The 20,817-nt window shown below is 39.2% G+C and carries 20 protein-coding genes; 14 read left to right on the forward strand and 6 right to left on the reverse strand.

The genetic code is table 11. From position 1 onward, the window contains the following. The first annotated feature begins 2 nt into the window (after positions 1–2). The 11 genes from ACQ334_RS04445 to ACQ334_RS04495 all read left to right on the forward strand — a co-directional run bounded on the left by ACQ334_RS04445 (position 3) and on the right by ACQ334_RS04495 (position 15,825). Positions 3–2,759: a family 78 glycoside hydrolase catalytic domain gene (locus ACQ334_RS04445; RefSeq protein ID WP_430986960.1), complete on the forward strand. Its 2,757-nt coding sequence runs from the start codon at positions 3–5 to the stop codon at positions 2,757–2,759. Continuing rightward, positions 2,756–3,415, forward strand: coding sequence for a DUF3826 domain-containing protein (locus ACQ334_RS04450; RefSeq protein ID WP_430986961.1), 660 nt, complete (start codon positions 2,756–2,758; stop codon positions 3,413–3,415). The genes ACQ334_RS04445 and ACQ334_RS04450 overlap by 4 nt, the downstream gene beginning before the upstream one ends. Positions 3,416–3,424: 9 nt before the next feature. Beyond that, entirely contained in the window at positions 3,425–4,540 is a 1,116-nt protein-coding gene (locus ACQ334_RS04455; RefSeq protein WP_430986962.1) for a sialidase family protein, read from the forward strand. Positions 4,541–4,637: 97 nt separating this feature from the next. Next, entirely contained in the window at positions 4,638–6,206 is a 1,569-nt protein-coding gene (locus ACQ334_RS04460) for a sodium:solute symporter (RefSeq protein ID WP_430986963.1), read from the forward strand. A gap of 345 nt (positions 6,207–6,551) precedes the next feature. Next, positions 6,552–7,529, forward strand: a complete 978-nt coding sequence (locus ACQ334_RS04465; RefSeq protein WP_430986964.1) for a dihydrodipicolinate synthase family protein — start codon at positions 6,552–6,554, stop codon at positions 7,527–7,529. Positions 7,530–7,621: 92 nt separating this feature from the next. Next, a complete protein-coding gene (locus ACQ334_RS04470) occupies positions 7,622–8,767 on the forward strand; it encodes an iron-containing alcohol dehydrogenase (RefSeq protein ID WP_430986965.1) in 1,146 nt (381 codons plus the stop codon). Continuing rightward, positions 8,767–9,669: a dihydrodipicolinate synthase family protein gene (locus ACQ334_RS04475; protein ID WP_430986966.1), complete on the forward strand. Its 903-nt coding sequence runs from the start codon at positions 8,767–8,769 to the stop codon at positions 9,667–9,669. Before ACQ334_RS04470 ends, ACQ334_RS04475 begins: the two co-directional genes overlap by 1 nt. 1 nt (position 9,670) lies before the next feature. Further along, on the forward strand, positions 9,671–10,723 hold the full coding sequence (gene pdxA / locus ACQ334_RS04480; RefSeq protein WP_430986967.1) for a 4-hydroxythreonine-4-phosphate dehydrogenase PdxA: 1,053 nt from the start codon (positions 9,671–9,673) through the stop codon (positions 10,721–10,723). A 47-nt stretch (positions 10,724–10,770) separates the two neighbouring features. After that, positions 10,771–11,856: a four-carbon acid sugar kinase family protein gene (locus ACQ334_RS04485; protein ID WP_430986968.1), complete on the forward strand. Its 1,086-nt coding sequence runs from the start codon at positions 10,771–10,773 to the stop codon at positions 11,854–11,856. Positions 11,857–11,908: 52 nt separating this feature from the next. Beyond that, complete coding sequence (locus ACQ334_RS04490; RefSeq protein ID WP_430986969.1) at positions 11,909–13,450, forward strand: sodium:solute symporter; 1,542 nt, start codon at positions 11,909–11,911, stop codon at positions 13,448–13,450. A 332-nt stretch (positions 13,451–13,782) separates the two neighbouring features. Further along, complete coding sequence (locus tag ACQ334_RS04495; RefSeq protein WP_430986970.1) at positions 13,783–15,825, forward strand: TIM barrel protein; 2,043 nt, start codon at positions 13,783–13,785, stop codon at positions 15,823–15,825. 2 nt (positions 15,826–15,827) lie between these two features. On the opposite strand, the gene ACQ334_RS04500 is transcribed toward ACQ334_RS04495, so the two are convergent. From ACQ334_RS04500 to ACQ334_RS04520, 5 genes are all read right to left on the reverse strand, one after another. After that, a complete protein-coding gene (locus ACQ334_RS04500) occupies positions 15,828–15,998 on the reverse strand; it encodes a hypothetical protein (protein WP_430986971.1) in 171 nt (56 codons plus the stop codon). After that, positions 15,995–16,465 (reverse strand): DUF6934 family protein, encoded by a 471-nt coding sequence (locus ACQ334_RS04505; RefSeq protein ID WP_430986972.1) that lies wholly within the window; start codon positions 16,463–16,465, stop codon positions 15,995–15,997. The genes ACQ334_RS04500 and ACQ334_RS04505 overlap by 4 nt, the downstream gene beginning before the upstream one ends. Positions 16,466–17,101: 636 nt before the next feature. Next, positions 17,102–17,638 carry a hypothetical protein gene (locus ACQ334_RS04510; protein ID WP_430986973.1) on the reverse strand — a complete coding sequence of 179 codons (537 nt, stop codon included), beginning with the start codon at positions 17,636–17,638 and terminating at the stop codon, positions 17,102–17,104. Positions 17,639–17,692: 54 nt separating this feature from the next. Next, entirely contained in the window at positions 17,693–18,577 is an 885-nt protein-coding gene (locus ACQ334_RS04515) for a hypothetical protein (protein WP_430986974.1), read from the reverse strand. A 650-nt stretch (positions 18,578–19,227) separates the two neighbouring features. Beyond that, on the reverse strand, positions 19,228–19,446 hold the full coding sequence (locus tag ACQ334_RS04520; protein ID WP_430986975.1) for a hypothetical protein: 219 nt from the start codon (positions 19,444–19,446) through the stop codon (positions 19,228–19,230). A 99-nt stretch (positions 19,447–19,545) separates the two neighbouring features. Here ACQ334_RS04520 and ACQ334_RS04525 point away from each other — a divergent pair, with 99 nt between their 5' ends. Both ACQ334_RS04525 and ACQ334_RS04530 read left to right on the forward strand, forming a co-directional pair. Further along, positions 19,546–19,761 (forward strand): helix-turn-helix domain-containing protein, encoded by a 216-nt coding sequence (locus ACQ334_RS04525; protein WP_430986976.1) that lies wholly within the window; start codon positions 19,546–19,548, stop codon positions 19,759–19,761. A 55-nt stretch (positions 19,762–19,816) separates the two neighbouring features. Further along, positions 19,817–20,032: a hypothetical protein gene (locus ACQ334_RS04530; protein WP_430986977.1), complete on the forward strand. Its 216-nt coding sequence runs from the start codon at positions 19,817–19,819 to the stop codon at positions 20,030–20,032. 123 nt (positions 20,033–20,155) lie between these two features. Here the strand turns inward: ACQ334_RS04530 and ACQ334_RS04535 are convergent, their stop codons facing one another. Continuing rightward, positions 20,156–20,374 carry a hypothetical protein gene (locus ACQ334_RS04535; protein WP_430986978.1) on the reverse strand — a complete coding sequence of 73 codons (219 nt, stop codon included), beginning with the start codon at positions 20,372–20,374 and terminating at the stop codon, positions 20,156–20,158. A gap of 91 nt (positions 20,375–20,465) precedes the next feature. On the opposite strand from ACQ334_RS04535, the gene ACQ334_RS04540 reads away from it, so the two are divergent. Continuing rightward, positions 20,466–20,684, forward strand: coding sequence for a helix-turn-helix domain-containing protein (locus ACQ334_RS04540; RefSeq protein WP_430986979.1), 219 nt, complete (start codon positions 20,466–20,468; stop codon positions 20,682–20,684). The last annotated feature ends 133 nt before the right edge of the window (positions 20,685–20,817 follow it).

Genomic DNA, 20,817 nt, shown 5'->3' on the forward strand with positions numbered 1-20,817 from the left:
AAATGATAAAACGGATTAGCTATACAGTAATGTTTGTCTTTGTTGTTGTTCATCTATTGAATGCACAGGTTGTGGTTAAAAATCTTCGCTGCGAAATGTTGGCTAACCCTTTGGGTATTGATGCACAACAACCAAGATTTAGCTGGCAATTGGAAAGCAACCAAAGAAATATTGAACAATCATCTTTTCAGATTATCGTTAGCAGCAGCGAACAAAAATTAAAAACCAATGATGGTGATGTATGGAATTCGGGCATAGTAAATGATAGCAGATCGTTACTGATCAGCTATGCAGGCAAACCATTGCAAGCTGCAACAAAATATTTCTGGAAAGTAAAAGTAATTACTAATAAAGGCGAAGCACTTGCAAAAGAAACAGCCTTTTTCTCCACGGGCTTATTAAAAGGATCCGATTGGAAGGCAAAATGGATCGGTTACGATAAAGCATCTGCATGGGATAGCATCACAACATGGTCCAGGTTATCAGCCCGATATTTAAGAAAAGAATTTCAAAATATGTCGCCTGTAAAAAGGGCCACTGTTTATATAGCCGGTTTAGGCATGTATGAATTATATATCAATGGCAAAAAGATCGGCGACCAGGTGTTAGCACCTAATCCCACAGACTACCGGAAATCTTTTTTTTACAATACACATGATGTTACTGCAGAAATTATAAAGGGAAAGAATGCGATAGCTGCTGTGTTAGGTAATGGCCGCTTTTTCACCATGCGGCAGAATTATAAAACTTATAAGATAAATAATTTCGGTTACCCCAAATTATTAGTGCAATTAGAAATTGAATACACAGATGGTACTAAAAAAATAATTGTAAGTGACCAAAGCTGGAAATTAAATGTGGATGGCCCCATAAGAACCAATAATGAATATGATGGTGAAGAATATGATGCCACTAAAGAATTCAAAAACTGGACGAATGCAGGATTCAATGACAATAAATGGATGAAACCGGAATTGGTGAAAGCGCCGCCGGGAAAAATCACTGCACAATTTGCCGAGCCAATTAAAGTGATGCAAACAATAAACCCGGTTGAAATAAAAAAAATCAGCAATGAAAAATACATTATTGATATGGGACAAAATTTTGCAGGCTGGTTACAACTGCAGCATATAAAAGGGAAAAGAGGAGATAAGATCACATTGAAATTTGCTGAAAGCTTACAGACAAACGGAGAATTATTTATTGCTAATTTAAGAGATGCAAAAGTTACTGACGTGTACACTTTAAAAGGAACTGATGCAGAAAGCTGGCATCCCACATTTGTGTATCATGGCTTTCGTTATGTAGAAGTTACCGGTTTCCCGGGAACGCCCAGGCTAAATAATTTTGAAGGCAAACTTGTCTACGATGCATTGGAAACAACAGGTTCATTTGAAACATCCAATACAACTATCAATGCCATTTATAAAAATGCCTGGTGGGGCATTGCATCTAATTATAAAGGCATGCCAATTGATTGTCCGCAACGCAACGAACGACAGCCATGGTTAGGTGATAGAGTAATTGGTGAGCAAGGCGAAAGTTTTTTATTTGATAATGCAAAGCTCTATGCCAAATGGATGGATGATATAGAGCAATCGCAGACGGCTGAAGGTGCGATACCCGATGTGGCTCCTGCATTCTGGAATTATTATTCCGACGATGTTACGTGGCCTGCGGCTTTCATCACTATCAGTAATAATTTATACAACCAATATGGAGATATCAAACCAATCCAAAAGAATTATGCAGCCATGAAAAAATGGATAAGCTATATGAAAGGGAAATACCTGGTAAATGATATCATGACAAAAGATAAGTATGGAGATTGGTGTGTGCCGCCGGAAAGTTTACAATTGATTCATGCAAAGGATTCTTCAAGATTAACTGATGGTAAACTAATTGCAACAGCCTATTACTACAAATTGCTTTCTTACATGCAACGCTTTGCAAAGCTCACAGGCAATGATGCAGATGTAAAAGAGTATGCAACATGGGCAGATAATATCAGGATCGCTTTTCAAAAAACATTTTATGATCCGCAGCAACATGCTTACTCCAACAATACTATCACTGCAAATTTATTGCCATTGTATTTTGGTATTTGTCCTGATTCAGTAAAAGAAAAAGTATTTGAAAATATTTACCAGAAAATTCATGTGGAAAGTAATGATCACATCAGTACCGGTTTAATTGGCACGCAATATTTAATGCGTGGCTTAACGGATTATGGTAATATCAACCTTGCTTTCAAATTAGCATCCAATACTACTTACCCAAGTTACGGTTACATGATCGCCAATGGCGCTACCACCATTTGGGAATTATGGAATGGCAATACGGCCGACCCTAATATGAACAGCCAGAACCATGTGATGATGTTGGGAGATTTATTAATATGGTATTATGAAAACCTGGCAGGAATAAGAACAGATAAAACGGATGTAGGTTTCAAAAAAATAATTATGAAACCATCTTTGCCGGATGAACTGCAATTTGTAAATGCTTCTTACAAAAGTTCATACGGGTTAATAAAAAGCAACTGGAAAAAAAATACGGCAACATTTGAATGGAATATTTCAATCCCGGCCAACACATCTGCAACAGTATTTATTCCTGCAAAGTCGTTGAATGATGTATTGGAGTCAGGAAATAATTTAGCTAATGCAGAAGGGGTAACGAATGTAAAATTCGACAATGGTAAAGTTGTTTTACAGGTGGCTAGTGGCGATTATCAATTTAAATCACAAATGAAATGAGGACGAATACAATAAGAGGAGTTATCATATTGGCACTGATTATTCTTGTTGCAAACCCTGCTAAAGCACAGGTGGATACAGCATTGGAAAATAAAGCGGCAAGCTGGACTGCTGCATTGCAACTAAACGATAATACAAAAGCAAAAAAAGTACAGGATGCCATTCTTACACACCTGACTGCAGTAAAAGACTGGCACAATAACAATCCTTTTACTTTAGTGCCCGAAGGCATTAACCCTGCTAACGGCAATAAATTATCAGAAATGGACAGGCAGATCATTATCTGTTCCACCAAACCAAAATCTGTTCATGAAAATTTAATGGCCGTATTGAAAACAGAATTGGATTCTGTACAAATAGAAACCATTTTGGACAAATACACCATTGGTAAAGTAGAGTTTACTTTACAAGGTTACAGAGCAATTGTTCCCGACCTTACCGTAAAAGAAGAAACAGAGATACTGAAGAATTTAAAGCAGGCAAGAGAGCAGGCGATAGATTATAAAAGTATGAAAGAGATTTCTGCCATCTTTGAAATTTATAAAACTAAATGTGAACAGTATTTAAATAATAACGGCCGAAACTGGCGCCAGTTATTTAAAACTTATGTAGATAAAGTAAAAGCAGAGAAGGAAGCCGCTAAAAAGCAACAATAAAATGTATTTATGAAAATGAAAATTTTATATGGATTTCTTTTTCTTTTTTGTGCCGTTCATGTGGCTGCACAAAATAAATGGAAGAAAGGTATACTGGTAGATGAATTTATTTTTGATACCGCATCATTTCCTCAAAGCCATGCCAGTACTATTGCCGAAACGCCGGATGGTTTAATTGCTGCATGGTTTGGTGGTACTAAAGAAGGTAATAAAGACGTGTGCATCTGGACAAGCAAACTTGTGAATGATAAATGGACCGCTCCTGAAAAAGTTGCTGAAGGAATTATTAATGATACTTTGAGGTATGCCTGCTATAATCCTGTGTTGTATTATGCCAATAATGGTGAGCTGTTATTGTTTTATAAGATCGGGCCTAATGTAGCTGGCTGGACAGGCTGGATGATGCGAAGTAATGATAATGGCAAAACCTGGCAGAAAAGAGAAGCGTTACCCGATGGTTTTTTAGGGCCAATAAAAAACAAGCCGGTATTAATTGGTAACACATTGGTTTGCCCTTCAAGCACAGAAAAAAATGGATGGAAAGTACATTTTGAATATACCAATGATTATGGTAAAACATGGACAAAGTCCGAGGACATCAATGACGGTAAAATTGTTTCCGCCATTCAGCCGAGCATTTTAAAATATAAAGATGGCCGTTACCAGGTATTGTGCAGAAGCATGAACAGAGCCATCAATGAAAGCTGGAGCAACGATGGAGGAAAAACGTGGAGCGCCATGACTGCATCAGCATTACCCAATAACAATTCAGGAACAGATGCAGTAACATTACAAGATGGCCGGCAATTATTAGTATACAATCATGTAAAACCGGATGATAGTTTGCCCAGGGGAAAAGGTGCCAGGACCCCATTGAATGTAGCTGTTAGCAAAGATGGAAAAAAATGGTATGCCGCAGTGATGCTGGAAGATTCACCCATCAGCCAGTATTCGTACCCGTCAGTGATACAAAGTAAAGATGGTATGGTGCATATTGTGTACACCTGGCGCAGGCAGAAAATAAAGTATGTAAAAATTGATCCTTCCAAATTAAAATTGAAACTGATCAAAAATGAAAAGTGGCCGGGTTTTACGCCGGTGGTAACTAAGCCTTCGGTGGACTAATCTGAACCACAAAGACGCAAAGTGACGAAGCTGCACAAAAACTTTTCTTAGTGGCACTTTGTGATCTTAATGCTTTTGTGGTTTACAAAAATTAACGATGAACAACTTGCCCATAATTGATATCGCTATCATTGTTGTCTACCTGTTGGCAATGGTAGCTATCGGTTTTTATTTTTCCAGGAAGAATAAAAATACGGAGCAATTCACCAAAGCATCCGGAAAAATTCCTGGTTGGGCAATCGGACTTTCTATTTACGCAACGTTCTTAAGCAGCAATACATTTTTAGGCAATCCTGGTAAAGCATTTGGTAGCAACTGGAATGTTTTTGTATTCAGTATTTCTATGCCATTAGCGGCATGGGTGGCCACAAAATATTTTGTACCCTTCTATAGAAAAACGGGAGAGATATCGGCGTATACCAATTTAGAAAAACGTTTCGGCCCATGGGCAAGAACCTATGCAGTGATTTGTTTTTTGCTGACACAATTTGCAAGAATGGGAACGATATTTTTCGGCATGGCATTAAGCTTGCAGGCACTCACAGGTTTTTCTATGCAGAGCATTATGATCGTAATGGGATTGTGCATTATCATTTACACTGTACTCGGCGGAATGGCGGCGGTGATCTGGACAGAAGTGATACAAGGTATTATAAAAACTTTAGGTGCCTTACTCATTTTGTATTTAGTGATCAAACAAATTCCCGGTGGATTTACCAAAGTGATTGAGATTGCCAAAGCAGATAATAAATTAAGTTTAGGAAGTACAACATTTAATTTTACACAACCTACATTCTGGGTAGTGTTGTTGTATGGTTTTTTTATCAACCTCAATAATTTTGGTATGGACCAGAATTATATACAGCGCTACCATACGGCAGCATCAGAAAAGCAAGCTGCTAAATCAGTGTGGCTTTGTGTGTGGATGTATGTGCCGGTATCCTTGTTGTTTGTGATCATCGGTACATCGTTGTATTCTTTTTATCAATTGCAACCCGACCTGATCGATCCTGTAAAAATAAAATTGGCAGCAGAAAAATTAGGGGCACTTGCAACGCCTGCACAAATACAAAATTTAGCAGCCACATTTAAACCTGCGGATTATGCCGATAAAGTATTGCCTTATTTTATGGTAACGAAAGTGCCGACAGGATTATTAGGGTTGATTGTTGCAGCCATTTTATCTGCCGCCATGAGCACTATCAGCAGCAACATGAATGCAAGTGCCACGGTGTTTACGATGGATATTTATAAAAGATATTTTAAGCCGGGCATTAATGATAAACAACAATTATTTTCTTTACATATTGCCACAGTTATTTTTGGTTTGATCGGGTTAAGTGCCGGCCTGGCAATGATCGGTGCCAAAAGTTTACTGGATACCTGGTGGAAACTCTCCGGTATTTTTGCCGGCGGCATGCTCGGTTTATTTTTATTGGGGTTGATCAGCCGGCAGACGAAAAATGCGGCCGCAATTACTGCCACCATTATTGGCGTACTGGTGATTGTATGGATGACATTCAGTGAAAATATAAGTGACCAATACAGTTTTGTGCGAAATAGTTTGCACAGCAATATGATCATTGTGGTGGGAACGCTGACGATATTTTTAGCAGGAATATTGCTGACGCAATTCAGCAGGAAGAACCAGGCCCCAAAACAGTAAAATTGTACAGGATAATAGTAGTATAATACATTTTTAATACGCACAAAATATTCAATTTTATAGCACGTTGAAATTCCATTTTGGTATAGTACGCTGAAGTTTCATTTCGGCATAGTACGCTGAAATTTCATTTCGGCTTAGTACGCTGAAATTCCATTTCGGCTTTTAAAAACAAATCGGAATAAAATTCCGATGTACAAAAAAGACACTATATGAATGACACAAAATTTGTTCCGGTAATGATAACACCGTTCAACTTAAAAGCAAATGCATAGTACGCTGAAATTCCATTTCGGCTTTTAAAAACAGATCGGAACAAAATTCCGATGTACAAAAAGACACTATATGAATGATACAAAATTTGTTCCGGTAATGATAACACCGTTCAACTTAAAAGCAAAAGTTGACCTGGATGTAGTAAGTAACCTCATTGATTTTTATTTAGCCGCAGGTGTAAAAGGTTTTTTTGCCAATTGCCTCAGCAGCGAAATGTACAGCATTACTGAAGATGAAAGATTGGAATTAACACAACATATTGTGCGGTATGTAAATGGCCGTGTGCCGGTGGTGGCTACAGGTTCATTCGGATTAACGGTGAATGATAAAGCAGAGTTTACAAAAAAGATCTATGATACTGGTATTGATGCCGTGATTTTAATTACAGGCCATTATGCCAACGTGGAAGATAGTGATGACGTGTTGTTGAAAAATTTCGATCGCATGTTCAAGCTCACCGGCAATATTCCGTTGGGTATGTATGAGTGCCCGGCGCCGTACAAAAGAATAATTGGCCCTGATGTTTTTAAGACTTTGTTATCGGCGAATCGTTTGGTGTATCATAAAGACACTTCCATTGATTTAGAAAAAGTAAAAGCAAAAATTGATATCGTAAAAGCAACCAAATCTAACCTGGAATTTTTTGATGCACATTCTCCCAATGCCATGTACAGTTTACAAATGGGTGCAAAGGGAATGTCGTCTATCAGCGGAAATTTTTACCCGGAAATTTTAGTCTGGATGGTGAACAATGCCAACGACCCTGCAAAGCTGGAAGAAGTAAAATGGTTGCAGGCAGAGATCAGCCGTGTGGATCCGTTGATACATGTGGCATATCCCATGAGTGCAAAATATTTTTTGCGTAAGAGAGGTTTGCCGGTGCGTACCATCAGCAGAGCTACTGCATTGGAATTAACACCTGATCAAAAGAAAACATTAGATGAAATACATGGTAGCTTTACAATGTGGTGCGAAAGATTAGATATTAAGCCAGTAGATGTGGAGCAATTGATGTTGCCGAAATATCCGTTGGATGCAGCAATTTGATGTGAATGGTGACTTGCCCCGGGCTTCAGCCCGGGGATAATAAACAAACGATGGGCTTTAGCCCAACATTTTTTAAGACATAGAACAACAGAATGACTCAACGATTGCAAATTATTTTCCCCGGCAAATTAATTTTTGGCAGCGGATCATTAGAACAGTTAACTGATGAAGTACTGCAATTAAAACCTGCAAGAGTTTTTATTGCCACCATTACTCCATTACAAAATGCGATAGCCAATTTTACTACAGTATTAAAAAATAATAATGTTGAAATGTTGATCGACATTTCAATTGTTGCAGAACCATCTTTTGCAGATTTTGAAAAGCTGATGCAAACGGTAACACCTTTCAATCCTGATATAGTGATTGGGATCGGTGGCGGAAGTGTGTTGGATATTGCAAAATTAGTTGCTGCACAATTAGAGAATGAACAACAGTTAAAAGATTATGTGGGCATCGGTTTATTAAAAGGCAGAAAAAAGAAACTGATCTGTGTGCCGGCCACTTCAGGAACCGGTAGTGAAGTCTCTCCCAATGCCATTTTAGTAGACGACGATAATCAGAAGAAAGGCATCATCAGTCCTTTTTTAATACCGGATATCGTTTATGTAGATCCGATGTTAACCATCAGCGTTCCGCCAGCCATAACAGCAGCAACAGGTTTAGATGCTTTAACCCATTGCCTGGAAGCTTATACCAATAAATTTGCACAACCTTTTATTGATATGTATGCCTATGAAGGCATGCGATTGATTGCAGCGCATATTGAAACCGCTGTAAAAGACGGCAGCAATATTGAAGCAAGAGAAAAAGTAGCGATGGGAAGTTTGCTGGGCGGATTTTGTTTAGGCCCGGTGAACACAGCAGGAGTGCATGCGTTGAGTTATCCATTAGGAAGTATGTTTCATTTAGCACACGGCTTATCAAATGCATTGTTGTTGCCTTATGTAATGCAATTCAATATTCCGGCTGCAACAAATCGTTATGCAGATGTTGCAATGGCATTGGGATGCGAAAAGCAGGGCAGTGATACTGCAACAGCTTATGCAGGCGTACAAAAAATAAGAGAACTTATAAAAGCATGTGGTATTCCTGCAACATTAAGGGAAGTAAATGTACCGGAATCAGCCATTCCACAAATGGCTGTCGATGCGATGAAGATTCAACGTTTATTAAAAAATAATCCAAGAGAAATTACAGAACAAGACGCTATCGCAATTTATAAAGCAGCATATTAATGTACACAGATAAAAAATACAAGGGCATTATTGTACCGGCCATAACGCCGCTTACAAAAGATTATACAATTGATATAGCAGGAGTAGAAAAGATATTTGCAAATTTCTACGAGCACAATATTTCTCCCTTCATATTAGGGACCACTGGTGAATCAGCATCTTTATCTAACCAAATAAAAACAGATTATTTAAAAGCGGCTGCAAAAAATAAAAAAGCAGGTACAGTTTTATATGCAGGCATTTCTTCCAATGTATTGGAAGAATCGGTGGAGTTTACAAAATTATGTGCCAATAATGCAGTTGATGCGGTGGCAGCAACATTACCCTCTTACTATGCACTGAATAACGGGCAGATGCAAAAATATTTTGAAGACCTTGCTGATGCCATTCCATTGCCATTGATCATTTACAATATTCCGGCAACAACGCACATGAGTATTCCGCTGGAAGTGATCGATGAGTTAAGTATGCACCCCAATATTGTGGCGGTAAAAGATTCTGAACGCAGCGAGGAAAGATTGATGAAATCATTAGAGTTGTGGAAAGACAGGAGAGACTTCGGCCATTTTTTAGGATGGGCTGCAAAATCTGCATTAGCATTAATTGGTGGCAGTAATGGATTAATTCCAAGCACAGGAAACCTGGCACCAGAAATTTATTCTGCCATGTGGAATGCATTTACTGAAAATAATTTTAAAGAAGTATATGCCATGCAGCAACTGAGCGATAAATATGGCAATGTATACCAGGCAGATAAAACATTGGGCGAAAGTTTATGGGCATTAAAACTGTTGATGAAAGAAAAAGGTTTGTGCGAAGCAGTAGTAATGCCGCCATTGCAACCAATGAATTCAGCAGAAGAAAATAAATTAATTCAATCATTAAAAGATATTACTAATTAAGATGGCTTCATTACCAATCATCGGTATTACCATGGGCGACCCGGCCAGTATCGGCCCTGAGATTGCCGTTAAAGCATTGCTCGATAAAAAGATCTACGATATCTGCAGGCCATTAATTGTGGGTGATGCCGCAGTGTTTAATAATATCATCAGCAAATTAAAATTAAATGCTGCCATCAATACTATCCATACAGTTGCTGATGCAAAATTTGAATTTGGTGTGATTGATGTTTTTGACCTGGAAAATGTTGACATTGATCAATTGGTCTTCGGAGAAATTGCTGCCATGTGTGGCGAAGCGGCTTTTCAATCTGTAAAAAAAGTAATTGAACTGGCATTGGCAAAAGAAGTGGATGCCACCGTAACCGGGCCCATCAATAAAAAATCTATCAACTTAGCCGGCCATCATTTTGCAGGGCATACAGAAATTTATGCTCATTTCACCAACACTAAAAAATACGCCATGTTATTGGTGGAAGATAAAATGAAAGTGATCCATGTATCTACGCATGTATCATTAAGGCAAGCCTGCGACTTGGTAAAGAAAGACCGTATTTTACAGGTGACAGAATTATTATACAATGGCATGATTAGCCTGGGAGAAAAAAATTTAAAGATCGGTATTGCAGGATTAAATCCGCATGCAGGTGATAGTGGCTTGTTTGGTACAGAAGATGACGAGGAAATTTTACCGGCAGTAGAAGAGGCTAAGCGTTTGGGTTATGATGTGGAAGGCCCGGTACCAGCGGATACGATGTTTGCCAAAGCAGCAACAGGATATTACGGCGGCGTGGTGGCTATGTACCACGACCAGGGGCATATTCCTTTCAAGCTGACCGGCTTTAAATGGAACAGTGAAAAAAATCAGATGGATAGTGTGAAGGGGGTAAACATTACAATGGGCTTACCCATCATCCGCACATCAGTTGATCATGGAACTGCGTTTGAAATTGCAGGTAAAGGTATTGCCAGTGCAGATGCCATGGTGTTGGCTATTGAAAGTGCGGTGCAGTTAAGTAAATATAGAACGTCAGTCGTGAATAGTGAGTCGTGAATAACGATTGCTCCTAACTCACGACTCACCACTCACAACTCACGAATATGATCGCAGTTATTGCAGATGATTTTACCGGTGCCGCTGAATTGGCGGGCATAAGTTTGCGGTATGGGTTATCGGTAACCGTGTGCCTGGATAATGAAATTGATACTAATGCTGATGCTGATGTGGTGATTGTATGTACTGATAGCCGCTCCATGCAAAAAGCAGCAGCCATTTATTGTACTGCTGATGCTGTGGAAGCACTGTTAAAATACGAGCCTTCATTATGGTATAAAAAAATTGATTCTGTTTTGCGTGGCTATGTGATTGATGAAGCAAAAGTGCAGATGGAACTGAGTGAAAAAAATAAGGCCTTCATTTGTCCTGCTAATCCATCCTTACAAAGAACCATCAGCAAAGGCGAATATTTTATCAGCGGAAAAAAAATAACAGCAACTGATTTTATCAATGACCCGGAATTTCCAATAGGCAGTGCGAAAGTTACGGCAATGGTTAATGATGAAACAGTGCAGGTATTACAACATGATGACTGGTTGCCTGTTGAAGGAATAGTAATAGGTGAGGCTGAAAGTACAGAAGACATAAAAGCATGGGCTGCCGCAACCGACGATTCATGGATGTTGATTGGAGCAGGAGATTTTTATACCGCCTTGCTGGAAAAAAATTACCAGGCACAGCCGCAACAAAAATGTCAATTGCAATCACCACACTTGTATGTATGCGGTACCGCTTTTGAAGAAAGAAAAGCGTTCATAAAAAAAACAGGTTGCTGTGCATACCTGCCCGAAACAATTGACGAACATTGGTTACAACATACTTGCAGCGTTATTAAAGAAAAAGGCAAGGCAGTAATCGCCATTGATGAATCAAATCAATCTGCTTTGGCATTAAGAACAGCCATGGCAAAAGCGGTGAGGGAAATTGTGGTAAGAGAAAATGTAAAAGAAATTTTTATTGAAGGCGGTTCAACAGCCGCAGCTGTGCTGGAAGAACTGAACATTAAAAAGCTTACACCGGTAAATGAATTAAGCAGGGGCGTAGTGCGAATGAAAGCGGGTGATGTATTCATCACAGTGAAACCCGGTAGCTATAAACTACCTGGTGAAATAGTGAAATTATACCAATAAACTTAGTGCTGCTTTGCGCCCTGGTGCCTTAGTGGTTCAAAACAACGATTGCATGAACCATCTTCATTTTATAGATTACGCTATCATCATCTTTGTGCTTGGCATTACCCTATACCTGGGTTTTCGTTTTGCCAATAAACAAACCACTACCGAAAATTATTTTCTCTCCAAAGGAAATTTTCCTTCCTGGGCATTGGGCTTATCATTATTATCCACGTTAATAAGCAGCAATACTTTTTTAGGCTATCCCGAACAAGGTTTTCAATCCAACTGGATCTATTTGTTGCAAGGCTACATGGTACCCATAGTATTGTTGGGAACGATATGGTTTATTGTGCCACTGTTTCGTAAAGTGATCGGCTTAAGCACCTACGAATATTTTGAAAAACGTTTTGGAAAATTTGCCCGCTATTATTCCTCCTCCTCATTTATCATCAGGCAGTTTGCAGGCATGGGTTCTGTATTAACGTTGGTGGCATTGGCTATTTATAAATTAACCAATATTGACCCGGTGATTATTTTATTATGCGTGGGCCTGGTATTGATCGTGTTAAATTTAAAAGGTGGTATGCAGGCCGTAATATGGCTGGACGTATTCCAGGGATTTATGTTATTTGCCAGTGGATTTATTTGTTTAGGTATATTATTATTCTCCATCAAAGGCGGTGTGCCCGAAGCAATAAAAGTTGCTACAGAAAATAACCGCACCGGTTTTGGTCCCTACGATCTTAAATTTGATAGATTAACTTTTTGGGTACTGGTGATCAATGGAGCATTTTATGCCATTCAAAAATATGCCACCGATCAAACAGTAGTGCAACGTTATCTTACTGCCAAGTCAGATAAGTCGGCCATCAAAGCATCTTTAATGGGTATTTTTTTAACTGTTCCCATCTGGACGATCTTTATGTTTATCGGCACTGCCTTGTTTGTGTACTATAAGCAAAATGCGCTGCCCGCCGATGTTACCGCCAAAACAGTGTTCCCTTATTTTATGATGACCAATTTGCCAACAGGTGTCATTGGTTTTATTGTGGCTGCTTTAATCAGTGCGGCTATCTGCAGTTTAAGTGCCGATATCAATTCCAATGCTGCCGTGGGTATGGAAGATTATTATAAAAAATTCCGTCCCGGAAAAACAGATAAGGAAAATTTATACGCCAGTAAAATGATGGTATTGTTATCCTGCTTCTTCGCAATAGGCATGGGCTATTTTTATTTAAAGTTCAGTAGTGGCGGAATAATAGATTTAATTTTTACCGTGTATGCTATTTTTTCCGGCGGCATTGTAGGTATATTTTTATTAGGCGTATTTAGTGCCAGGGCAAACCGGCAAGGCATGAACATTGCCATTGTTGCCTGCATTTTATTTACCACCTGGGCTTTTTTAACCAGCACACCTATCGGATTAAAAAATCCCAGACTACTGCTGGATTTAGGTAATTTTAATTTTACACACCATAAATTAATGCTGGGTGTGTACAGTCATTTGGTGGTGATTGTAGTGGGCTATATCGCCAGCTTATTTTTTCCTAAACCTGTATTGCCCGATAATTTATTATACAGTAGCTGGAAAGCAAACAGAAATAAATAGAAATTATGAAGAAGGAAATATTCCACGGAGTTGCACAAAGAAGCACAGAGTTTCACAGAGGAGTAAAAAAAATCTTTGTGTATCTCTGTGCCTTCCTCTGCGTATCTCAGTGGCAGAGTTTTTTATTCCACAGAGATTCTCAAAGAAACACAGAGTTACACGGAGGCCTGAAAAAAATCTTTGTGTATCTCAGTGTTATCCTCTGCGTATCTCTGTGTCACAACTCTCTCAAAGCGCAACCCAATACCGATAACCAATATACCAAACCCCTCAAAGATGTTCTCAACGACGTACAAAAAAAATACGGTGTTACCATAAAATTTGCCGACAGTATGGTAGCCAATAAAAAAGTTACCTATGCCGATTGGAAATACCGTCCCGATCTGGAAGTAACTTTAGAAAGCATCTTAACACCACTGGAATTAAAAGTAAAAAAAGAAGGCGATAAAAAATACAAACTCAGTGTGTATGAATATTACCGCTGGGTACCCACAGAAGGCTGGGCCGAGTTAGACCGTATTGCAGCGCAATACAACACAGTAGCAGAATGGGAAAAGCGCAAAGCTGAATTGATCCCCTGCATGAAAGAAGCTTTGCAGTTAACGCATCTTCCTGCATTACCCAATAGTAAACCCATCATTACACCAAAAAGAAATTATGACGGCTACACCGTAGAAAATATCGCCATAGAAATTTTACCTGGTTTATGGATCAATGGTTCTTTATACAAACCTGCAAAATACAAAGGCAAAATTCCGGTGATATTAAACCCTGATGGCCATTGGGAAAAACAACGCTACCGTGCCGATTGCCAGTACCGTTGCGCTGCTTTTGCAAAAATGGGCGCCATGGCATTCAGTTATGATCTTTTTGCCTGGGGCGAATCTTTATTACAATTTAAGATAGAAGATCATCGCCGCAGTTTATCCATGACGATACAGGCCTTGGGCAGCATCCGCATCCTTGATTATTTGCTGGCACAAAAAGATGCCGACACTAATCGTGTAGCCATGACTGGTGGCAGTGGTGCCGGAAGCCATACCGTTTTAATGACAGCACTCGATAATCGAATAAAAGTTTCTGCACCTGTGGTGGCCATCAGTTCTTATTTCTACGGTGGTTGCCCCTGCGAAAGTGGCATGGATATACACAGCTGCGGTGGCAGGACAGATAACGTGGAAATAGCTGCCATGGCGGCTCCCAGGCCACAGCTATTGATCAGTGATGGCGGCGACTGGACAGATAAAATGCCCGAACATGATTTTCCTTACCTGCAAAAAATGTACAGCTGGTATGGCAAAAAAGACGATGTGCAGAATGAGCACCTGCCCAATGATAAACATGATTTTAGTATTACCAAACGTGTACCCTTGTATAATTTCATGGCAAAATACTTAAACTTAAATATCAAAGCCATACAAAATGATTCGGGCAAAATTGATGAATCTAAAATTACTATTGAACCGGAGCAGGCCATGTATGTGTTTGGCGACAAAGGAGAAAAACTACCGGCCCATGCCATACACGGGTTTGAAAATTTAGAAAAGGTATTTAGTGAAGAAATACAAAAAGCCAAAAACAATCAACGCTATAAAATCGGGTTGATAGACCTGATGTTATTAAAAAGACAAAAGCTGGGCGCCATTACTTTAACCGCACAATTAAAAGCGGATGGTGTAGAAGTGGATATGGGCGGCTTAGGCACAAGACCAACATTCGATAATCAGTTGCTTATTGATTCGGTACGCAATCAATTTATAAAAACCGCTAAAGAAAATAATGTAGAAATTTTTTCTTTAGCCATGACGGGTTATTATGCACAATCCTTTTGCGGAAGAGATGAATACAAACGCAGCATTGAAGACTGCATTACCACCATGAAGCTGATGAACGTAAAAACTGCTTTTCTTCCGCTGGGTGTGCAATGCGACCTGAAGAAAACACCTGCCGTAAGAGATTCCGTTGTAGCAAGATTAAAAGTAGCCGGTAAAATGGCGCAGGATGCAGGCGTAGTAATCGGTATCGAAACCGCTTTATCTGCAAAAGAAGAAGTGCAGCTATTAAAAGACATCAATTCTCCTGCAATAAAAATTTATTTCAATTTTTCCAACCCTTTAAAAGAAGGCAGGGACCTGATAAGTGAATTAAAGATTTTAGGCAAGGATCGTATCTGTATGATTCATGCCACTAACAAAGACAGTGTATGGTTGCAGAACGATCCGCAGATAGATATGCACAAAGTAAAAAAGTGTTTGGATGAAATGGGCTATACGGGATGGCTGGTTATTGAACGCAGCAGGGATGCTAAAAAGGCTTCTGATACAAAATATAATTATGGAGCAAATACGGCGTATTTAAAGAAAGTGTTTCAGTAACGCTATTTTGGTAATCCGGCTATGGCAAGAATTTTTTCTCCTTTTTCCATTTTCTTTTTAAAAAAAAGAGCCTCTTCCATCGCACTGGTTTTATCTAATTTGCGATTGATCTTAATTTTATTTACTTGTTTTGCAAGTTTGGATATTGCGGGTGTTTTTTTTGCCTGTTTCATATTTTTTCAAAATTACTATTTTTTTCAGAAATTAATTTTGCTAAGAAAGCCTCATAGTCTTTATTCTTTTCAAATTTTTCCCAATTTTGATTTATATACCCATAAAGCTCAAAAGATTTATTCATTTCCTGTAGGTTATTGGTAATTCCAATTCTGTATAATCTTGTCCTGCTTTTGGTACTGCCAGTTGCAAAAATATATGCATTAGGATATTTTTCAAAGAATTTAAAAACTGTTGCCACTACTGTTGCTAATACTTTTTTACTGTCTTTATTTCCTGTAATTATCAAATCGTTAACCTCACCATTTTTGCCTACATCGCCAAAGGCTAAATTAAATACCTCTGGATTTTCTTTAAATGCTTTGAAAATCACCTGTTTTTTTATTTTCCCTTTTGGACCGATACTGTAAAATTCAAATCGTAAGAATGATGAAGAAGTTCTTATTTCATATTTTTCAAATTGCATTTTTGCAATAAATTTTGCTGAACAGGTAATTGAATTCTGTGCTTTTCATTTTGTTTATGAGGTGAAGATGAGCTACCTGTTGTTTTGGTTGCATTTTATATTGGCCAAATAGTAATTTCTTATCCGTTCCGGTTAATAGTCGTTAGTCGAAATGCGCAAAGTAAAAAATGTTTGTATGAAATGGGCTATATGGGATGGCTGGTTATTGAACGCAGCAGGGATGCTAAAAAAGCTTCTGATACAAAATATAATTATGGGGCTAATACGGCGTATTTGAAGAAAGTGTTTCAGTAAGTGTAAACAACAGAACAGCCAGGGCCAATTAGTTGCTGTTTGTTTTTTTTGCTGCACCATGCTGCGGTTGAAAACCGCCAGGACTAATAGACACCAGTGACCAACCTTCGGTTGAACACTGGCGCCAGTAGGGGGGAGTAAGAATTTGTTTAAACAATGCCATAATCAAATATACTATTCTCCTGCCTATGGCAGAAGACTTGCCTGTAGAGGGGGTATTTGCCGGCTTCTACCGGCTTCAGTACAGCTTCTGTACGGAGTAACCACGGCTTCGCCCAGGCTTTATGGTGTTTTATACCAGTGCATATTAAGCAAACATTTTATCGGCCGGCATTTGCTGAGCTAGATCGTTTTCCTGTTTTCTTTAACGGCATCCTCATAAATTGCTGACTGAAACAATTGCAATTGTGCTGCCAGTGTTTTAATAAATGACCTGCCAAGAAGTAAAAAATTATTCTTTTGTTCGCTACTCAGTTTTATTTCTCTTGCCATTTCTGCAATGCCTCCTGCATATGCCCACAGGTAAAAGTCATCGTTTTCTTTTCTCAACACCCAATCCCATTCATTCCAGTACACCAATGCACCAGGGTTGCTTAAAAAGGCAAGGCTTGTATTTGTAATGGTTATTTGTTGGGGCGTATCGTTACTAAAACGTATTACAAAAGCGGTGGTGCTATCGTCGGCTATTTGCCGGTTGATGATCTGCAGGTCTTCAGCAGTTAGTTTGTAGTGGAGTGTAAGATAGTCAAGCAGTGCAATGGAGTTGTTAAAGTGCAAACATGTTTTGTAGTACAATAATTTGTTTTGCCAAACACTGCTATCTCTTGTTTCTTTTGAAAGCAATATAGCATCATCAAAAAATACAAGGTCAGGTTGCATCAGTATTTTTTAGTTTATAAAAATGGAAGCGATGGTACCGGTGCCGCCTTTCTACTATTCAAAATGGTACTCTTTATTTAATAGCGCTATTAAATTAGTACCCCTCCTTAGTAAAGAGCTTAAAAAATAGATCCGTGCTTTAGTCAGGCTTTTATAATCCCACAATTTGTTGTAATACTGAAACTGCAGATCGGCTTTATCATCTTTTATAAGAATAGATCCGGGGTTATCCAGTAGTAGAGAATCAAATTTTTCTTTATTATTGCCCACTTCAAAAAACTTGGAATTATACAACTGGTTTTCCACCTCACTCATTTGCGGAGAAAGAACATGGCCGTATATATTCTCAATATCGTTGATCGTTTTTTGTATCCAGGCATCATAATTAACAATAGAATCGGCTATTTCCTTATTACGTATCAACCTGAAATTGCCGGAGCTTTTAAGTTGCTGTATCGTTCTGTCGTGGTACAAAAAAGTGTTGTTCGCCTTTATTAACCGGATGCATTTGTATAGTAAAAACTGGTTCCTCATGGGCTGAGGTTTTTCTATTTCCCTGCGTATCGTGTCTGTACGGTTAGCTAAGGTATTCCAGAATTGGATGTCCTTATTTAAATCCAGCGAATCGCTTACCAGGTCTTCAATAAGGGTTTGCGCATATTTTTTTTCACGGTTGTGTTCTATGTAATGCTCTACCTGCAGCTCGGCAAGCGAACCACAAAACACGGCCAGGAATAACATAAAAAATTCCCAGAAATAATTTTTCCAATTTTTCTTTTCATGGCCATGATGGCCGTGATGATGTACTTCCATAGTATCTGATGCTTGATTAGTAATAACAGCTGCTGTATCGGTAGCAGCAATTGCTTCGTCAGCTGTACTTTGCGGTGGAATATTTTCCGGATCAATGGGTTGATCGTCGTCCAGGTTTGCTGCCATATATTGCTGCCGGGTTCAAAGGTTTAAGGTGTTCAACTGCGTGATGTACAAATGTAAGGGTTTTGCGCTTTTGTAGGTGACACTGTTGCAAGCGCAAAGGCCGTTGTTAGTATCGAAGCAAAGCTATTGAGCGCAGCCGTACCAACAACATGCGGAATAATTTGCGGCTGTATACTTTTTCGCTGCACTAAGCTGCGGTTAAAAACCGCCAGGACTACCAGACACCAGTGGCCAACCTTTGGTTGAACACTGGCGCCAGAGGTGCGCCAATGGGTGCCAGTGGGGTGTGATTTGCAGGCTTCTACCGACTTAACTACGACTGATGTACGGAGTAATGCCGACCGAGCTACGGCGCAGCCCCGGCGCTGCCACAACTTTGCCCCGGTTGTCTTATACTGAAAAAATTTCGCCCCGGTTCCTGTCTCCCCGGTTCGTGTCTCCACGGACCGGAATGCACGAAGTAAAAAGCGGTTGGCTAATTAGCCTGCAATAGCATTTCTTTTTCCTCCCCGGTTCCTGTCTTCACGTACCGGAATGCACGAAGTAAAAAGCTGTTGGCTAATTAACTTGCAATAGCATTTCTTTTTCTTCCCCGGTTCGTGTCTCCACGGACCGGAATGCAACAATTTAAAGGCTGTTAGCTAACTGGCTTACTGCAGCATTTCTTTTTCTTCCCTGCACAACTCATCGGCACGCTCTAAAAAGCTGAGGAGAAAATATACATCTTCTGCAATGGTACCAAAGTTGTTTTGCAAAGCCTCGGCCCTGATAATGTAATTATAAAACAGGTGATCGATACTCCGGCGCAAGGTATCGGGCGGGGCAGATTCGAAAAGTTGTTCGAGGTGGGGGATGATGTTGTTGTTCATGATGGCGTCATATTATTATACGACAAAGCTACAATAAGATTTTGAATTGTCAACTTTTTGTATGACATCTTTATCAGCAAATTATAGCACTTTTGACCGGTGACCCGGGATAAATTAAAAAAGACAATCGGCAAACGCATTATTCAATTGCGTGAGCAAAAAGGCTGGAGCCAATCTGACCTGGCCCGGGCATGCAATAAAGACCGACAGGCCATTGAAAAACTGGAAAACGGCCGGGTGAATCCCACACTGTACTCCTTGCTTGAAATTGCAGATGCTTTAGAAATTTCTTTATCTAAATTGGTGGAGTTGTAGTAAGTACATTTTATAAAATTAAAAGAAACCGGCTGAGAAGAATAAAATAATTTTTATGAAGGACTTAAAAAAACTTTGGGTCAGGATACTGGTAAGTTTATTAGGAGGAGGGGCGGCAAATGAAATATTTTTCCTTGCAACAGGCGACGCAACAAGATCAAGAGAAAAAGAAGGGAATGGAATAACTTTAATAGCAGCTGTTTTCATTTTTGGAATTATAACTTTATTGATAGGAATGCAGCCAAAGAATAAATCGGATAAACCGAAATAATTTTTTACTTCCATGGAATTACTGGTATATAGTTACCTTTCTTGTCTCCGCCTTTGTTAGCAACCCTGGTTCGTGCCTCCACGGACCGGAATGCAACAATTAAAAAGCTGCTGCCTAACCAGCTTACAGCATTATTTCTTTTTCTTCCCTGCACAACTCATCGGCACGCTCTAAAAAGCTGAGGAGAAAATAAACATCTTCTGCAATGGTACTAAAGTTGTTTTGCAAAGCCTCGGCCCTGATGATGTAATTATAAAACAGGTGGTCGATACTCCGGCGCAAGGTATCGGGCGGGGCAGATTCGAAAAGTTGTTCGAGGTGGGGGATGATGTTGTTGTTCATGCTATACTGATTTAAGACAAAGATAATAATAAAGCCAATCGGTTAGATATATTATACCGATATTTTTATAAAAATTGCTGAATATTGGTTTATGACAGAACAGGAGAAATTTGTAAAAGCAGTAGGGAAGAACATTGATAAAAAGAGAAAAGAAAAAGATCTTTCTTTCCAGGAGCTTGCATTATTATGCGATATTGAAAAATCCAGTTTGGTGACGATTACCAGCCAGGGTGGAAATATTACACTTACCAGTTTGTATAAAATTGCTAAGGGATTGGATGTTGCTGTTTGGGAACTTTTGAAAGTTTAAATAGATAAGAAAAGCAGGAGGTGGTAATTTGTTGCAGTTTGTTTTTTTGCTGCAACATGCTGCGGCCGCAGACCGCTAAGACTAGTAGACACAAGTCGCCTGCCTACAGCAGAAGACTTGCGCCAGTGAGGGT

The organism is Ferruginibacter sp. SUN106, assembly GCF_050611765.1.
Lineage (GTDB): Bacteria > Bacteroidota > Bacteroidia > Chitinophagales > Chitinophagaceae > Ferruginibacter.

Excerpts from the sequence above, each read along its gene's own strand:
- ACQ334_RS04445 (WP_430986960.1), top strand. The coding sequence starts at position 3 with ATGATAAAACGGATTAGCTATACAGTAATGTTTGTCTTTGTTGTTGTT.
- ACQ334_RS04450 (WP_430986961.1), top strand. The coding sequence starts at position 2,756 with ATGAGGACGAATACAATAAGAGGAGTTATCATATTGGCACTGATTATT.
- ACQ334_RS04455 (WP_430986962.1), top strand. The coding sequence starts at position 3,425 with ATGAAAATGAAAATTTTATATGGATTTCTTTTTCTTTTTTGTGCCGTT.
- ACQ334_RS04460 (WP_430986963.1), top strand. The coding sequence starts at position 4,638 with ATGAACAACTTGCCCATAATTGATATCGCTATCATTGTTGTCTACCTG.
- ACQ334_RS04465 (WP_430986964.1), top strand. The coding sequence starts at position 6,552 with ATGAATGATACAAAATTTGTTCCGGTAATGATAACACCGTTCAACTTA.
- ACQ334_RS04470 (WP_430986965.1), top strand. The coding sequence starts at position 7,622 with ATGACTCAACGATTGCAAATTATTTTCCCCGGCAAATTAATTTTTGGC.
- ACQ334_RS04475 (WP_430986966.1), top strand. The coding sequence starts at position 8,767 with ATGTACACAGATAAAAAATACAAGGGCATTATTGTACCGGCCATAACG.
- pdxA (WP_430986967.1), top strand. The coding sequence starts at position 9,671 with ATGGCTTCATTACCAATCATCGGTATTACCATGGGCGACCCGGCCAGT.
- ACQ334_RS04485 (WP_430986968.1), top strand. The coding sequence starts at position 10,771 with ATGATCGCAGTTATTGCAGATGATTTTACCGGTGCCGCTGAATTGGCG.
- ACQ334_RS04490 (WP_430986969.1), top strand. The coding sequence starts at position 11,909 with ATGAACCATCTTCATTTTATAGATTACGCTATCATCATCTTTGTGCTT.
- ACQ334_RS04495 (WP_430986970.1), top strand. The coding sequence starts at position 13,783 with ATGGTAGCCAATAAAAAAGTTACCTATGCCGATTGGAAATACCGTCCC.
- ACQ334_RS04500 (WP_430986971.1), bottom strand. The coding sequence starts at position 15,998 with ATGAAACAGGCAAAAAAAACACCCGCAATATCCAAACTTGCAAAACAA.
- ACQ334_RS04505 (WP_430986972.1), bottom strand. The coding sequence starts at position 16,465 with ATGCAATTTGAAAAATATGAAATAAGAACTTCTTCATCATTCTTACGA.
- ACQ334_RS04510 (WP_430986973.1), bottom strand. The coding sequence starts at position 17,638 with ATGCAACCTGACCTTGTATTTTTTGATGATGCTATATTGCTTTCAAAA.
- ACQ334_RS04515 (WP_430986974.1), bottom strand. The coding sequence starts at position 18,577 with ATGGCAGCAAACCTGGACGACGATCAACCCATTGATCCGGAAAATATT.
- ACQ334_RS04520 (WP_430986975.1), bottom strand. The coding sequence starts at position 19,446 with ATGAACAACAACATCATCCCCCACCTCGAACAACTTTTCGAATCTGCC.
- ACQ334_RS04530 (WP_430986977.1), top strand. The coding sequence starts at position 19,817 with ATGAAGGACTTAAAAAAACTTTGGGTCAGGATACTGGTAAGTTTATTA.
- ACQ334_RS04535 (WP_430986978.1), bottom strand. The coding sequence starts at position 20,374 with ATGAACAACAACATCATCCCCCACCTCGAACAACTTTTCGAATCTGCC.
- ACQ334_RS04540 (WP_430986979.1), top strand. The coding sequence starts at position 20,466 with ATGACAGAACAGGAGAAATTTGTAAAAGCAGTAGGGAAGAACATTGAT.